Source organism: Candidatus Borrarchaeum sp., assembly GCF_019058535.1.
In the GTDB taxonomy this organism is placed as follows: Archaea; Asgardarchaeota; Sifarchaeia; order Borrarchaeales; family Borrarchaeaceae; genus Borrarchaeum; species Borrarchaeum weybense.
The window spans coordinates 1-14806 of sequence record NZ_JAHPYX010000127.1 but is presented as its reverse complement, the minus strand read 5'-3'; the positions used below and the strand labels follow the sequence as shown (position 1 = coordinate 14806).

General features: G+C 35.8%; 23 protein-coding genes, 1 tRNA gene and 1 pseudogene. 15 read left to right on the top strand and 10 right to left on the bottom strand.

Annotated elements, in window-relative coordinates:
* Together QVB70_RS07480 and QVB70_RS07475 are read right to left on the bottom strand one after the other, a co-directional pair.
* A pseudogene (locus QVB70_RS07480) lies at positions 1 to 529 on the bottom strand (TFIIB-type zinc ribbon-containing protein); the annotation flags it as partial.
* A gap of 86 nt (positions 530 to 615) precedes the next feature.
* Entirely contained in the window at positions 616 to 873 is a 258-nt protein-coding gene (locus QVB70_RS07475; protein ID WP_287585006.1) for a Gar1/Naf1 family protein, read from the bottom strand.
* A gap of 175 nt (positions 874 to 1048) precedes the next feature.
* On the opposite strand from QVB70_RS07475, the gene QVB70_RS07470 reads away from it, so the two are divergent.
* Positions 1049 to 2326 carry a glycosyltransferase 87 family protein gene (locus tag QVB70_RS07470; protein ID WP_287585004.1) on the top strand — a complete coding sequence of 426 codons (1278 nt, stop codon included), beginning with the start codon at positions 1049 to 1051 and terminating at the stop codon, positions 2324 to 2326.
* 65 nt (positions 2327 to 2391) lie between these two features.
* On the opposite strand, the gene QVB70_RS07465 is transcribed toward QVB70_RS07470, so the two are convergent.
* Positions 2392 to 2506 (bottom strand) — tRNA-Ser (locus tag QVB70_RS07465).
* A gap of 316 nt (positions 2507 to 2822) precedes the next feature.
* Between QVB70_RS07465 and QVB70_RS07460 the strand changes: the two genes are divergently transcribed.
* The 5 genes from QVB70_RS07460 to QVB70_RS07440 all read left to right on the top strand — a co-directional run bounded on the left by QVB70_RS07460 (position 2823) and on the right by QVB70_RS07440 (position 5639).
* A complete protein-coding gene (locus QVB70_RS07460; RefSeq protein ID WP_287585003.1) occupies positions 2823 to 3506 on the top strand; it encodes a hypothetical protein in 684 nt (227 codons plus the stop codon).
* A gap of 156 nt (positions 3507 to 3662) precedes the next feature.
* On the top strand, positions 3663 to 4169 hold the full coding sequence (locus tag QVB70_RS07455; RefSeq protein WP_287585001.1) for an MGMT family protein: 507 nt from the start codon (positions 3663 to 3665) through the stop codon (positions 4167 to 4169).
* A 30-nt stretch (positions 4170 to 4199) separates the two neighbouring features.
* A complete protein-coding gene (locus QVB70_RS07450; RefSeq protein WP_287584998.1) occupies positions 4200 to 4556 on the top strand; it encodes a hypothetical protein in 357 nt (118 codons plus the stop codon).
* On the top strand, positions 4553 to 5134 hold the full coding sequence (locus QVB70_RS07445) for a UbiX family flavin prenyltransferase (protein ID WP_287584995.1): 582 nt from the start codon (positions 4553 to 4555) through the stop codon (positions 5132 to 5134). The genes QVB70_RS07450 and QVB70_RS07445 overlap by 4 nt, the downstream gene beginning before the upstream one ends.
* Before the next feature lie 223 nt (positions 5135 to 5357).
* Entirely contained in the window at positions 5358 to 5639 is a 282-nt protein-coding gene (locus QVB70_RS07440; RefSeq protein ID WP_287584993.1) for a hypothetical protein, read from the top strand.
* 72 nt (positions 5640 to 5711) lie between these two features.
* Here the strand turns inward: QVB70_RS07440 and QVB70_RS07435 are convergent, their stop codons facing one another.
* Positions 5712 to 5948, bottom strand: coding sequence for a hypothetical protein (locus QVB70_RS07435; RefSeq protein ID WP_287584990.1), 237 nt, complete (start codon positions 5946 to 5948; stop codon positions 5712 to 5714).
* A gap of 407 nt (positions 5949 to 6355) precedes the next feature.
* Complete coding sequence (locus QVB70_RS07430) at positions 6356 to 6799, bottom strand: hypothetical protein (protein ID WP_287584987.1); 444 nt, start codon at positions 6797 to 6799, stop codon at positions 6356 to 6358.
* A gap of 469 nt (positions 6800 to 7268) precedes the next feature.
* Between QVB70_RS07430 and QVB70_RS07425 the strand changes: the two genes are divergently transcribed.
* On the top strand, positions 7269 to 7454 hold the full coding sequence (locus tag QVB70_RS07425; RefSeq protein ID WP_287584985.1) for a hypothetical protein: 186 nt from the start codon (positions 7269 to 7271) through the stop codon (positions 7452 to 7454).
* Between the two features lie 34 nt (positions 7455 to 7488).
* On the opposite strand, the gene QVB70_RS07420 is transcribed toward QVB70_RS07425, so the two are convergent.
* The 4 genes from QVB70_RS07420 to afpA form a co-directional block, all read right to left on the bottom strand.
* A complete protein-coding gene (locus QVB70_RS07420; RefSeq protein ID WP_287584983.1) occupies positions 7489 to 8922 on the bottom strand; it encodes a tyrosine-type recombinase/integrase in 1434 nt (477 codons plus the stop codon).
* 147 nt (positions 8923 to 9069) lie between these two features.
* On the bottom strand, positions 9070 to 9705 hold the full coding sequence (locus QVB70_RS07415; RefSeq protein ID WP_287584981.1) for a flavodoxin family protein: 636 nt from the start codon (positions 9703 to 9705) through the stop codon (positions 9070 to 9072).
* 80 nt (positions 9706 to 9785) lie between these two features.
* Positions 9786 to 10220: a DUF420 domain-containing protein gene (locus tag QVB70_RS07410; protein ID WP_287584979.1), complete on the bottom strand. Its 435-nt coding sequence runs from the start codon at positions 10218 to 10220 to the stop codon at positions 9786 to 9788.
* 45 nt (positions 10221 to 10265) lie between these two features.
* On the bottom strand, positions 10266 to 10835 hold the full coding sequence (gene afpA, locus QVB70_RS07405) for an archaeoflavoprotein AfpA (RefSeq protein WP_287584977.1): 570 nt from the start codon (positions 10833 to 10835) through the stop codon (positions 10266 to 10268).
* A 231-nt stretch (positions 10836 to 11066) separates the two neighbouring features.
* Between afpA and QVB70_RS07400 the strand changes: the two genes are divergently transcribed.
* From QVB70_RS07400 to QVB70_RS07365, 8 genes are all read left to right on the top strand, one after another.
* Positions 11067 to 11312 carry a sulfurtransferase TusA family protein gene (locus tag QVB70_RS07400; RefSeq protein WP_287584975.1) on the top strand — a complete coding sequence of 82 codons (246 nt, stop codon included), beginning with the start codon at positions 11067 to 11069 and terminating at the stop codon, positions 11310 to 11312.
* 11 nt (positions 11313 to 11323) lie between these two features.
* Entirely contained in the window at positions 11324 to 11680 is a 357-nt protein-coding gene (locus tag QVB70_RS07395; RefSeq protein ID WP_287584973.1) for a DsrE/DsrF/DrsH-like family protein, read from the top strand.
* Positions 11681 to 11725: 45 nt separating this feature from the next.
* A complete protein-coding gene (locus QVB70_RS07390) occupies positions 11726 to 12094 on the top strand; it encodes a DsrE/DsrF/TusD sulfur relay family protein (RefSeq protein WP_287584972.1) in 369 nt (122 codons plus the stop codon).
* 20 nt (positions 12095 to 12114) lie between these two features.
* On the top strand, positions 12115 to 12477 hold the full coding sequence (locus tag QVB70_RS07385) for a DsrE family protein (protein ID WP_287584970.1): 363 nt from the start codon (positions 12115 to 12117) through the stop codon (positions 12475 to 12477).
* 24 nt (positions 12478 to 12501) lie between these two features.
* Positions 12502 to 12828 carry a sulfurtransferase complex subunit TusB gene (gene tusB, locus QVB70_RS07380; protein WP_287584968.1) on the top strand — a complete coding sequence of 109 codons (327 nt, stop codon included), beginning with the start codon at positions 12502 to 12504 and terminating at the stop codon, positions 12826 to 12828.
* 47 nt (positions 12829 to 12875) lie between these two features.
* Positions 12876 to 13538, top strand: coding sequence for a DUF1122 family protein (locus QVB70_RS07375; protein ID WP_287584966.1), 663 nt, complete (start codon positions 12876 to 12878; stop codon positions 13536 to 13538).
* 140 nt (positions 13539 to 13678) lie between these two features.
* Positions 13679 to 13882 (top strand): hypothetical protein, encoded by a 204-nt coding sequence (locus QVB70_RS07370; protein ID WP_287584964.1) that lies wholly within the window; start codon positions 13679 to 13681, stop codon positions 13880 to 13882.
* A gap of 32 nt (positions 13883 to 13914) precedes the next feature.
* On the top strand, positions 13915 to 14082 hold the full coding sequence (locus tag QVB70_RS07365; protein WP_287584962.1) for a hypothetical protein: 168 nt from the start codon (positions 13915 to 13917) through the stop codon (positions 14080 to 14082).
* A gap of 207 nt (positions 14083 to 14289) precedes the next feature.
* On the opposite strand, the gene QVB70_RS07360 is transcribed toward QVB70_RS07365, so the two are convergent.
* The gene (locus QVB70_RS07360) at positions 14290 to 14574 is read right to left on the bottom strand and encodes a helix-turn-helix domain-containing protein (protein ID WP_287584960.1); all 285 of its coding nucleotides are present in this window, start codon (positions 14572 to 14574) and stop codon (positions 14290 to 14292) included.
* Positions 14575 to 14806 lie beyond the last annotated feature (232 nt).

Here is a 14806-nt window from a genome sequence, read left to right as displayed (position 1 = left end):
CTGCAATCTCATCAAGAGTACGACTCACTTTACATTGCCTACATGCTGCATATAACGCCGCAGCAGCAACACCTTCAATACTTCTCCCCCGTATTAGCCTTTGTTCTACTGCTTTACGATAGAGGCATGCAGCAATCTCTCGTACATTACGAGGAAGACCGAGATGAGACGACATTCGATCAAGTTCAGATAGTGCAAAAGCAAGATTTCGTTCAGTTGCATCTGATACGCGGATTCTTCGTTGCCATTTTCTTAAGCGGTAAATTTGGGCACGTTTTCCGGGAGCAAGATGTTTTCCGTAACTGTCTCTGTTTCTCCAATCGATCATCGTCGATAGTCCTTTGTCATGAATCGTATAAGTCATCGGGGCGCCTACTCTTGCGCGCTTTTCTTTTTGTTCGTGATCAAATGCACGCCATTCAGGCCCTGTATCCATAATTTTATCGCGAATGACCAAACCGCACTCTATACAAATCACTTCAGCTCTTTCATAATCCTTTATAAGTTTATGATTTCCACAATCTGGGCAACAACTAGAAGAAACAACAAGATCACTTTCATCTTTTTCCGATAAGTGAATAGATAAACACCTCCAATGGATGTTAACTTATTTTTTCACTTATTTCGTTTGCGCTTTCCTCTGGTATACATAAATAAGTCTGAAGATAAAAGTTCTTCTACTTTTGAGGGATTAGAAACTGTGATAGATAGATAAGGTTGTTTTACTGGACCAAAGACATCTTTCACAGAACCAATAATTTTCTTGTCTTTAGTACATACCCTCGTTTGTAATTTTGGAATAAAATTAGGATTACCTTGAACAATAAGTTTACCATGAGGCGAGATATGTAAGATTGTTCCAATATGTTTCAAAAAGTCTCCTCCAGACCGGAAACTCTGCAAAGAGAAGCGCGCACGAAAAGTGAAAACCGGTATATAAACTTTTGGGTATTTAAAGTTTACGATTAGTGTAGGAGTCGGAATTTATAAAGGTTCCTTTTATATCTCTACTTTAACTAAGAATACATTTAAACTTCAGGAAGAATGAATGGGTAATTATTTCAATATGATGGCGGAAATGATGAAGGATTGGCTCGCGTTAACAAAGGAAATTGTAAAAAAGCATTATATATTGATTATTGGCTTCTGCCTAGCGTTTGCAGTACGACTGTTGATTGCTACAATTGGTGCAAATCGTCATTGGGATTTTCGTGATTTAACTGCAACTGGACTGTTGCTTCTTGAGGGTAAGGTACCTTACCGAGATATTCCTGTTGGAAAAACGGATTATCCTCCACTAATTTCATACACTATGATGGTTACAGTTTTTCTTTGCGGAGATTTTGTATTTCTTTGTAAACTCCCGTTTATTATTGGCGATCTCTTAATTGGTTATGTTCTCTATATCTTTGCGAAAGAATGGCAAGTTGATAGCGATAACTCTTCTCATCGGAGTTATATAATAACGCTCATTTATTTGTTTTTACCTTATCCAATATTTGAAAGTTCGTACATTGGACGTTTTGATTCAATACCGACTCTATTTCTTTTGCTTACAATTTATTTTCTTCATAAGGAACATCACAATTATGCAGGGTTATGTTGGGGCATAGGAATAATGTACAAATGGTTCCCCGTGATCGTTGCACCTATAATCTTCCTATACTTTTTCAAGACTAATAAAATGAAAGACCTTGCACGATTTCTTTTTATAACATGTGCTGTATGTTTCTTAATTTCTCTTCCCTTTCTTATTCTCGCACCAAATCAATATATCTCAACATATCTATTCCATCTTACCGGAAGGGAAGTTTCAACAGATTTATCGATTTACTCTCTCTATAGCTATCTTACTAATGATTATTCCATGATTGTAAGAATTATTAGCACAACTATTCAAATAATTGTACTTTTAGGTTTATTTTTGAGTTTTTCTGTAGCAAAAAAAGTCTTTGAGACGCCTTACGTTCTAATTATACTCAGCGCCTTATTTCTGAATGCTTTTGTACTTTTTAATCGGATCATCAACCCTCAATATTTCTTCTGGTATTATCCGATCCTACTCTTCTTACTTTTTCTTCAAAAGACTGCAAGAAGACAACTTTTTCTTGTAATATTTCTGATAATTAATCTTGATGTTATTGCTTTTGCTCAGTTCTGGTTACAATGGGGGTATCGTAGAACGATCTTAACCATAACTCTTCCTTTCGAGTCCATGATCCTTTATGTTGTAGTCTTTCATGTGTTATCTTATGTTCTTTTTATCTACCTTCTTAGATTCTATACATTGAACCATCCTTCTGTTCCTCTTCAGGTAAAAGACTGAGATACACAAAACTAAAAATTCCTCTTAAAATCAGACCTAAGTAAGTTTGTATAAGGAAAAATTGACGCCGGGGGAGGGATTTGAACCCTCGCGTTCACAATGGAACACTGACTTTCTTCCGTTTGACTCAAGGCCAGCGCCTTTAGACCACGGAGTTAGTCCGGGCTTGGCTACCCCGGCTTTAAGAACGATTTAAATTCGGAAGAGGTGATGAAGATCGCACTTCACAATAAGAGATGTAGAAACTTGTTAATTTAACACGTGTATAAACATTTTTGTAAGGACTATTTCATGAATTCATAAGATTTACTGTTTTCTAATTACAATTATTCTCAAAAGATATCATTTGTATTACCTTTTACAATAGTAGACTAGTTTGATATAATTAATTGCCTTCATGTAAAGTTTAAAAGAAAAAGTAGAGAATAAAAGAAAAAGAAGTTTTTAAAAGAAAACTTAGGATGATTATATTAATTGAATAAATGGAGGATATCTGATGAATAGAGATTTATTTCCAGATCAACGTGATATTTATCAACCAGAAGCTCAACACGGTGGCTATCTACCCGGAGCTACTGCAATAGGTGTTGTATGCAAAGACGGTGTTGTTTTAGCAGCAGAGAAGAGAGTATCGTATCCTGGGTCAACATTGGTTTTAAGTAAACTCGGAAAAAAAGTCTTTAAAATTACAGATAACATAGGTGCAGCGTGTGCAGGATTTATGGCAGATATGGACTCTTTGATAAGAACAATTGAAGCACATTCGCGGCTCTATAATTTAGAATCTAGAAAGCCAATGTCAGTTCGTGCGGCCGCAAAACTTATGTCTAATATATTATTTGGTAGACGGTTTGCACCGTTATTGACAGAAACATTAGTAGCTGGTATGGATTCTGACGGAATTCCAAGTTTATTTGTTCTTGATCCCGCTGGTTCCGTACTTGATGATAAGTTCGCTTGTGCGGGAACTGGTGCTTCGATTGCGATTGGTGTCCTTGAAAGTGGTTATCGAGATGATCTTTCAGCAGAGGAAGGAAAGAAACTGGTTCTTAGTGCTATGAAATCCGCAATCGCGAGAGATGCTGCTAGTGGCGATGGTTGTGATCTGCTAGTAATAACAAAAGATGGTACAGAAGAAACTTTCATGCAAGTCTCACAAATTGAACAAATGTCTCAGTAAAACAAATTTAATTATTTTCCTATCAGTTTATACTGTGCCAACACTTTTACTATTGGTTTTATCAACCAGAAGACGGAATTCTTGAGCTAAATTTGAATATTAGAAACCAATTATTCTTTTATTTATCAAAAACAAGAAGTATCTTAGGAATTGCAAATGTCAGAAGAAACCTTATGGAGAGACTACTGGAAGAATGTAGCATCCTGTTTCAATAATGAAATAGCGAACCAATTAAATATTGAGCCTTTAACTTTAAAAGAATTTAAGCTTATATCACTAAAGAAACTTGCACGAAAACTTTATGAGGCGTGTAAAAATCACCAAGACAAACTAGATGCCATTATTTCTCTCTGTACAAAAGCCAAATTCTCTCAAAATGTATTGAGAAACGTAAGTAGGGTTCCATGGGGCTATGTAGTCACATATGGTCAGATTGCAAAATCAACTGAAAACCCAAAGGCTGCACGAGCTGTTGGTAATATTATGAGAAGAAACCCATTCCCATTTATTGTACCATGTCATCGTGTGGTTCGTAATGATGGATCTATTGGTGGATTCATGGGTGGATTCCAAAATAGCACAAAAGTAAAGGAAAAACTACTTGAGATGGAAGGTATTACATTTGAGAATAAACGCATAAATTTAAAGAAATATGGCTTTTAATCGAATGATTTGAGAATTAGGAGGGACAAATTGCAGCCGTACAAAATCTTTACTGATCGTTTAGAGAAAGGTGAACTTAAGATAGATTGTATCGTATTAGAATTAGAGAACGCTTTGTTTTTAATAATCTCCGAAAAAGGTTATCGTGTTTCTACAATGGCTGGAGGTGTGCCTTCACCATCAGGAGTCTCTGATATGCGAGCAACATCTTTTAGAATTCTTGGGCATAAAAACCTACTTCTTGCAAGCGCTCTTGCTGAAAGAATCGCCCATTCGTTAAAAAAACTTGCTTTTGTAAGTGTAGCCACTAGAGAGGATGACCCTATTCAAAAATTAGTGCTTGAACTCGCCAATAAAGCTTTAGAAAAAGTGGGTGACTCCTCATGAAATTAGTTGTCGGAGTAACCGGCGCTAGCGGCGTAATTTATGCGTTAAAACTATTGAAATTCTTACAGGAACAAACTAGTTCCGAAGTTCATCTTGTTATCTCGAATCCCGCTGAAATTGTTATTGAACATGAACTAGAAATGGATAAAAAGGAATTTCAAAAATTTGCAGCTTTTTCTTATGAAATTGACGATTTTCTATCACCCATTGCAAGTGGATCTCAGCAATTTGATGCTATGATAATCATACCGTGTTCTATGTCTTCCCTTGCCGCGATTGCACAGGGATACACAACAAATCTTTTGTTACGGGCAGCAGATATTAGCATAAAAGAAAAAAGAACTCTCATTATAATGCCGAGAGAACTCCCTTTCAGTCCAATTCATTTAGAAAACATGCTTAAATTAGCTAATTTAGGTGTGCATATAGTACCCGCAGCACCTGGTTTCTATCATAAACCAAAACATATTGAAGATCTTGTGAATTTTGTTGTTGGTCGGATATTAGATCTATTACACATTCCACATAACTTGTTTTCGCGGTGGCCATCTAAAAAGACTAAACGAAATGATTCTTAACAAGCATTTAGTTGACTTCTGGGAATGATTACACCAAATAAACTCTCTATGCGTTTTAGGGATGTAGTTCACAAAAACTAGTTGATTTTATCAAAACTTGTGGTCTTTATATACTATTTTTCATTTTTGTCTACGCTCTAATAGAGCCCCACATTTCTAGAAGAGATGTACAGTTAATCACTAATACATCATTTCTAAACCAGATTTCCTTAGGTGAGAGACCATGACTGAGGCAATTACAACCACGAGTACTGAAGTAACGCAAGAAGATCTACAAAAACTCTATAAGAAACAGACTGATTTAATTGCGGAAAAAATCAAATATGAACTGGTAATTGGAGATATCCTTCATGCTTTTGATACTAGAGATGCCCTGAAATGGAACAAAGCAAAAAAAATAGCAAAGATGGAACTTTTGAACAAATATATTCTTCAGTATAACCAGGTAAGAAAACAACTCATTGAAATAAATAAGACAATTAGGGCATTAGAAGAGCAAACATAGACTTAATTCTATTCTACTATTAATTCTGCACTGCACTAACTTATTTTCATGGTTTAATCACAGTAAGAGATATTATATCATGCTATGAAGTCTTAGGCGTTTTTTTTCCCATGAGATGGTACCTTTATCGACCATATGACCGATAAGTTCACTTATTCGGTGTTTAAGATCCTCAACCGATGATGAAGTTGTATACTGTATTAATTCAATCAATTCATCAAATTTTGGAAATTTACCAGTTTGGTTATGAAATTGGTCAATGAAGAATTTCAAATCCTCTTCACTGATGCTACTAAAATCGCCACTCATAACTAAAATCGCCGCCACAAATTCAATTAGAAGAGTTGGTGAAATTATTTCTCATATCATGAGAATTTCTTATCTATAAAATAATTAATTTTTCTCGTTCAACTAAGGAAAAAATCTATGATTGAAATCAGTAGTATAGCATCAAAGTCTTTTGTCAAACTGGATTTGCAGTTTTTTCCAATATGTTTCTTTTCTTCCACTTTTTCCACTTCCTTCTTAATTTAAAGATTACACATCGGATAGTGGTTACAAATAAAAAATCATAATTTAAGAACTATAGTTAAAAAGTCGGCTTCACGTATAAAAAGAAATTGTCTTTGAAGTAAGCTTGCAATATAGCTGGCCTATGGTCTGGGGTAAATCCATTTTTTCAATATGTTTCTTTTCTTCCACCTTTCTACTCCCTTTTAGCTATAAAATAACAGTTTCTGTTGCAATTCAGTCTGCGCTATTTGTTGTTTTATTGCAGAAATGCCGACTTTAGCTTCCGTCATATCTCCGCCTATTTTGTAACGTTCGGTCAAATCATATTGTCCTTTCTTGACCTCCTTCAGTTCATAACTAGCATAATAGACGGTTTTTATGTACTTACTTTTGCAGTGCATACATTTTGCTTCTCCAGAAACCGCTTTAGTTTCAACTGCTTCATAGACGAATTGCATTTTACCAAAGTCTAGCTTAATGATATTGTAACGTTCCATTTTTTCTTTATCATCGAAGACTATTGTCATTGTTCCATCTCGATTTATGGCGGCAACTTCTCTAGGAAACTTTTGGTGAACGAGCCTCGCAATGAGATAGCCTAGGGACTGGGGTAGATCATATTTTGCTTCAGAGGTCTTTTCCTCCATTTTTTCCACCTCTTTTTTAATTTATGATGCAAATAAATTTGATTTACTAATAGATAAAGATACAAATGGTTTGGAAATCGAGGGGATTGTTAACGATATCTTCAATTAACTTTTCGGATCCATCTCTTAAATTACTTGTGGGAAATCTCTACGCTGTTCTCAACTCTTATGCTCCAAGAACCGCTAAAGTGAGGTATAATGTAATTTACTTGTATCAATAAATTAATCGAAATATCGCCATATATAGATACACAACAATAAGTTAAAAATACATCGATAGCGGAAATTTAAGATTAACACGAACTGTCATGTTTCTTGTAAAGTTCGCAGGATCATGTTTCATTATCATTTCCATCAACAGATCCTTTGATGTTTCTTTCAGTAACCACAATACTAAGAAATATATAATGTCCACGAACGAAAGAATGATACATACTATTAATTGAATAAATTGAAAGGAAAGAAAAAAATGGCTAATAAGGAACAGATGATAATAGATGCGATGAAAAAGGCAAATAAATCTGTTAGACCTGGAGACATAGCAAAAATAACAGGCTTAGAATCGAAGGAAGTTTCAAAAGTTATAAAGGAGTTAAAGAAGAGCGGAAAGGTTGTCGTTCCTAAAAGGTGCTATTACATACTAGTTGATGAATAAAAAAACAAGTTTCATTTCTAAAAAGCTAGCGAGTCTATAATTTCTTTGAAATGTCGAGAATTCGTTCCATCTTAGTAATACGTTCTTCGAGATTTTTAATTGCTTTATCCTTTTCTCTAATTTCTTTTTCTATCTGATTGAGTCTTCCGACACCCTCTCTGCTAAAAGGTGCTTTCATGTATTCAGAAGCGATCCAACCAAGATCATGTCTATCAAAATAGTTCTCTTTTGATCCTTCGAGTTTATGACCCATTAATGCTTCTGCAAGGTCGTTATCAATGGGTGCTTTGTAGAACATTTTTCTAAAACTCTTTCGAAGTAGGTGCGCCCATATTCGGTCAGGGTCTAAACCGATTTTCTTAGCACTACGTTTCACAATACGATTTACTGAATCGTGATAGAGAGGTCTACCATTTTCACGATAACTTTCAGAAGCAAATACAATGTCGTCATCTTTTGGTTTCCATCCTTCTGTTTCTTTTCTCCACTCGATATAAGTTTTCAATGCTTCAGCAGCTTCGTCTTGTAGGAAGGTATAATAGTAGGTGAGTTGATAATTAATGAGTTTGGTGTCTATGTCTGATGTAATTTTGAGATGAATAGGAACGGTTAATTTTGGTTCGACAAATGCTTTAATCATTCCATATGTCCAGCGGCGAATACAATTACTTCTAACTCCGCTTTGAAACAAACACAGAATCAATGCTCTATTCCTTAACGATCCTGCACTATCAGCCATACGGTAGATTTCTTCCTTTTGTGGTATTTGTTGAATACGAGTTCTTTTAGCAGTTCTTTTTACCTTATCCCTTTTGGTAAACGGTATTCTTCGTCGATGATAATCAAAAAACGATCTTAATACTATATAGATTTTTCGAGCGGTCTCGTTCTTTCCTTCTTTAATATATTTTTGTTTAACTAGCGTATATTTCTTAATTATCTCTTCTGGTGATAGAGATAAAAGGTCTGGTGGTTTTAGTTTTGAGTGGTCAAGAAAATAATTCATACAACTCAGATAACCGTCGCGAGTGCCAGTAGATTTATAGTCATTTATCCAAAGATTGATTTCGTCGTAATCCAATAGCCAACCATAGACTTTTTCTGTCATGGGAATTTTTACAAAACGACCATACTCGTCTTGACGTTCTCCTAAAGGTTTTTCTATTTTTTTATTGTGATAACGCAAAAAATTATTTACTGCTGCTCTCATTTTCCAAAAACTACGATCTCTTAATGTTTCTTTTAGTTCTTTGAAAGTACGGTCAAAAAGAACGCTGATTTCTTCAGGTGTTTGATCTAAAAGTGTTTGTGGTGTGGTGTTTGTCTTTTTACAGAAATGAGATAAATTAGTTATACGCTCTCGCTGAGTGCTTTCTTTATTTGTATCAACAATCCATTCAGTTACAGACTTGAAATTTAAAAACCAATCATAAGATTTCCGTTTGCTTCGAGTCAAGATTTTTGACAATATATCATCCTCCTCTTTGTTGAAGAAAGATCGCTGACTTCATATTAAAAAGAGATATATAAGGGTACCGCAGTAAGTCACCAAAACGATGTTATTACGCTCTGGCTGAGCAGTAAACTAATAGTCTAAACTCTGACAAGTTTTCATTTATTCATCTTTTTTTGCGCTTTTTAAAAAAATTGTAAGCTGTGCAAGTCTCTTAACCATCTTATGGATTGATTTGAGACCCACTTCGTCCTCTTTGGTTCCCTCGGCTTTTTGGTCCTTTGACCAAATAGTTCCCCCTAGGTTCGCGCCAAAACTTCCTCCCCCGACCGGAAGCATGAAATTTATTATGTAGAAATCGATGATCGTCTTAATTGTTGGTTCTTGACCTCCTATTCTATCGCCCCCAGAAGCGATCGCTCCACCTACTTTGTTCTTAAAAATATGAATATCTTTTGCAACTAAGGCACGGCATCGATCAAGTATTGCTTTTGTCTGAGCGGATACATTTCCCTGATAAACAGGTGAACCGATAATCCACGCATCTGCCCATACTAATTTCTGAAAAAGTTCCTGTGACACGTCATCGTCCTTATGTGCACATTTGCCCTCTTTTTTTCGTACGCATAAATCACAATGAATACAGAACTTGATATTCTTTTTATGTGCGGAAAAGTAATCAGTCTTAACGTTATATTTCTCACGAGCGTATCTTAATGCTTCGTTCACTGCGAAATCAGTTGATCCTAGCCTAGGACTGCCAGAGATCCCAAGTATTTTAATTTGATCATTGGTCATTAATACCCCTCACTTGATGTAATTAAAGCGATTTATTGTCTAAAAAAAGGTTGTAAAAAAGTCTTTTGGAGAATTAAAACTCAATACAGTGTGAGATAGACGAAGATTCCGCTAATCACTAAAAAATACCACAATAATAGTAGTATTATTCCTAATGTCTGATGTATACGTCGCTGCCTAGGTGGAAGAACCATGACCGGGCTGTCTTTTGCCCTCCAAATAAACCCAAGAATGATATTAATTGCAGCTAATATCACAACCAAAGACGCAATTGTAGCATGTGCGATTGTTGACGCCGCTTCAGCTATGGAAAGCAAAATAGAGAAACTAATGACCATTAACGCAACACCAAATACAATGTGAGCCACAAAAGAACTTAGCATTATCCAGTGGTGCCGAGTACCTCTATGCTTTCGTGCAAAATAGAAACCAAGCGTCAAGAGAATCGCTAAAATTATTTCTACAATCAAGATTGCATCGGAAATTAATGGTGCTTGTGCTCTAAAAATTACCATCTTTTCCCTCCATTAATTATTAAAGTCCGTTTTATGAAAGTTCGGTTATAAAAAGCGATCTAATGTGGCACTTTTGCTAACGATACTACGTATGTCTTCTGGTTTCTTCAGTACGGTGATACTTTGCATTTGACGAAGTTTCGCTACGTTTTCAACATCAATAGGTCGCATTGTTAATGTCAATTCCTTTCCACTAGGCAATATCGTTGTAACACTACCAAACTCTTGATCTACTGGTAAAATAAAAACAGGACATCCTCCCTTAATTCCCTGACTCAAAGAATTCGTGATTAAAGTATCTGCAATCCCGTGAACTATTTTGGCAGTTGTATTTGCTGATGACGGCGCAATGAGGAAGAAATCATATTTTCGTAGTTGTAATGAAGCAGCTAAGAATGGAGTATTTGCGTCCTTCTCAACCATTACTTTTCCAATCGTTTCTAAAGTATCCCAAAATTTATACATATCAGCAACAGTCTTGCCTGCTTTGCTCAAAAAAATTTTAACTTGCACTTTTTCTTCTTCTATAAGTTCTTTCATTATTTCTACTAACTCAGGAAGCATATCTCCTGCGCCCGTTATTCCCCATGCGATTCTTAAGTTCTTTTGCGACATAGGTCTACCTCACTTAGCTCAAACTTAAAGTAACATTATGGCACTATCTCTATAAGAATCTATTTGTTGACAAATACCTCTTGTAAAAATTTAGATCGCGCAAAATTATCTTCACAGGTCATCTATTTTCTCTTATTTCGAACACTATAAGTTTAAATTTAATTTACCTATGCCTATATCGATTAAATTATAATGATACATAATGAAAGAACAAATACGGAGACTATGACAATGTCAAATGATAAAAAAGCAGACAAAGTTTTGGATTGCCGTGGAATGCTATGCCCAGAACCAGTCTTAGAAACGAAAAAAAATATTAAAAATTTAGAAATTGGGCAAGTCCTAGAAGTTTTAGCCGATGACAGGGGCTCTGTAGAAGATATTCCACGATGGGCCAAAAGAACTAAACAAGAGTTTCTAGGTTATGAAGAAACAGATGAGGGCCACTATAGTTTCCTTATAAAACGAATTAAGTAGGAGGAATTAATATGGCTAAGAAAATCGCAATCATTGTATCAGGAGATACACCAGATAAGGCGTATCCCCCGTTCATTTTAGCAACGACGGCAGCGGCGAGTGACATGGAGGTGCACTTGTACTTCACCATGAATGGATTGCGTTTGCTGACGAAAGGATTTGCTGACAATATATCTATGCCTGGTGCTCCACCGCTGATTGGTCTGATCAATCGTGCAAGAGAAATGGGCGTGTATATGTACGGGTGCACAGTAAGTATGCCAATGCTACAAATCACAGAAGATGACTTCATAGAAGGCGTTACCTGTGTAGGCGCAGCTACTTATCTTGATATAGCTGCTGATTGTGACGTCAGCCTCTATGTTTAAAAATAAAACTCTCCTTTCTTTTTTTTGAATTTGAAGGTGATTATTATGGGTACCTTATCTATTTTGCTCACAACAGGTCCTTACACTTCGCAGAACACAGATACAGTAATAGAGGTAACTAAGGCTGCAGTAAAAAGGGGACACGAAGTCATGGGAATATATTTATTTATGGACGGTGTTTTAAATACCAATAAGGATATAGATAGTCTATCAGATGAGGAAAGAAATATTGCAAGGCTTCTGGAGGAGTTAACTGCAACGGGCGTAAAGATCTTTTCATGCCCAGTATGTTGTAGTTACCGGGGGATCAAGGATGAAAAATTACTGATCGAGGGTGCGACGTTCGATGGACTGGGCGGACTTAGTGAATTAGTGCTAGACTCTGACAGATTTTTGGTTTTTAGCGGTTATTAATGTTTGATGAGGAGAATGAATTGCCAGAAAGTGTCGTAATATTATTCCGAAATGCCCCTTATGGCACTGTTTTCAATGCCGAAGGTTTAAGAGTTTGTACTGGACTGACGGCTTTAGATGTGGAGACGCATGCAGTATTTATGGACGATGCTGTTTTCACGTTGTTACAAGGACAAACGCCTAAAGGCATTCATATGGGGGATTTAAGCAAAGGAATCATTCCAATGATTGAGTTCGAAGTGAGTGTCTATGTAATGAAGGAGTCACTTGATTCACGTGGCTTAGCTGAAGATGACATCATAAAAAACGATGAAATTCAAATCATCTCTAAAAAAGAATTAAGCAAACTCATCGTAGAAGCAGATGTCACATTTTCGATATAGGATAAAAGGATAGGTGGAAGTAAGATGCCAAGTTTGTTATATATCGTAAGAAGATCTCCTTTCATGTATTCAGATCTTGAACGCGCTTCTGAATTAGCGTCTATGCAAAAAGAGGAAGGGAATGATGTAGGGATGGTCTTGATGCAAGATGCTGTTCTTATCACTAAAAAATCCGAGAAGTCGAAAATGTTGGAAGAGATAATGGTAAATGGAATAAACATTTACGTTATAGAGGCAGACTGCAACGCAAGAGGCATCAATGAGATGATTATTGAAGGGGTCAAAAAAGTAGGCTACGAAGAGTTCATAGATTTAGTCATGGAAAACTATGAAAAAACTGTTTCTTTCTAAACACTTATTTTTGTGACAGAAGAAGTTTCAATTGGATCGGAGTTTCAATGAGTAAAGAAAATTTATTGCTAACACTTGATAATAGGTTCGTGGACAATTTTCAACTTAAAATAAAGGACCTATCTGAAGGACGTTTCGTTGAAGAAACTAATTTCAAAATCTATTTGAAGAACGAGAAAGAGAATTTATCTCGAAACCCGGCGATGTTTGGGAAGCACTTCAGTGGAAGAGGCAAATTCTATTTGCCCTGGGTCGAGGTGTATTTTGTAGATACTGTAAAATTTGAATCTCGTGAAGAGACACTCTCCTATAAAACCCTTGGACTGCTCTTTAAAGAGATTTCCAGTATTATTCCTGCAGGCGGAAAGTTGATGATACCTTATATCGGTCATGAAACTACTGATGCGGCTCTTCGTCATGGAGCACCACCAGTGACCACCGAAATAGGTTATCTCATGTGGCGAGCTGGCGCGACTTGGTTTAAAGACTGGTATTTCTCGGAGGGGGCGTGGGAAGGAGATGTGAAGATGCAAGGTAACAAGCCTTTTGATGAGAAACATCGGAAAAAAAATTTATTATCGATTTACGAGGAAGTAAGCGACTTTTTGAAGAAGGATAACTCTAATTCTAAACTCTTTAATGGTTGCAGACAACGTGCCAAATTGATTTTGGACGAGATAATAACGCGATTTCCAGATATTTCTCTATAAGCACGCCTTTTGTTTATTTTTCTCTTGTATTTATTTTTTTATTTATTTCAAAACAATTGTTCTAAAATCCGCAAGGTTTATATGTAGAGTTAACAATATAAACATTGATGACTCTACATATTTTATGGAGGTAAAATAATATGAGTATGAAAGACTGGGAAAAGGACATTAAAGAGTTAACCGTTCTTGGTAAAGAATTTTTTGGAAAGACTCAAGTGCTTCTCACAAAAATTACCAAAGAATTAGAAAAAGAGGCAGCAAACAGGGTAAATGAACTGAAGGTTAACTTCGATAAATTTATGAAGGTTCTACTTAAGGCTGAGGTCACAAAAACTGCTGCCTAAACCTTATTTTTTATATTCTAAGAGGATTGAAAATGTCGGACGAATATCTAAGAAATAAAGTCAAAGAACTTTCAAATGAATGGAAAAAAACGAAAGAGCCTTATTACATTCAAGAAGCATTAAGTACAGCCAAAAAAATTAAAGACGGGCAGGCTCAATCATTCTTAGAAATTTTACTTGCACTTGCCAGTGCTAAATGAAACAATTGAAGAAATCATTTTTTAAAATACTTTCACTCTTTTTTCGAAGCATGGGGCATTCATCTACGATTTGGTAGTTTTCTTGCAAGATAGTCAACTACCTACCCCACAAGTTGGGATCTTCTTGGGAGAAATAATAAAAAAATAAGTAAGTTCACGAAAAACATGTAAAGTTAAGATTGTGGGAGAGTACACTAATACAGCTAATTACTCAATGAGTTTGAGGATTTCTCCTTTTTTTTCTTCATTAATTGTGTATTTGACAGGAGAACCGTGTCGAATGGCGTTACGTGTAGGATCTATATGATGCTCGACCACTAGACCATTTTCCATGAGCCATACTAATCGATGACTTATGATATCACTAGTTATTTTATCGCTTTGCGACTTTGTCTTCATTACTAAATGACTTGCTGTAAGTTCACCTTCAGATAGCAACGTTTTTAGTACTATTGAATCTAATTCTTTGTCAAAACCAGGCATTTCGCTCATTAATATCACCACGTTATCTTCAATGTTTCAAATTTGGCACTTATATTATTATTTTCAGCGGCAACTAGGAGTGTTTCACGTATGGGCTTCTGGTGAACAATAGAGTTGTAGAAATTGTATGATGGGGAACTAAACTAAAGAAAAAACGAAAAAAATTGCTAAATTACTAACCTTGTTTTTAAGCAGTTTATATCATTTCTTCGCAAGAAGACCCCCCCAACTTGTTGGGGGG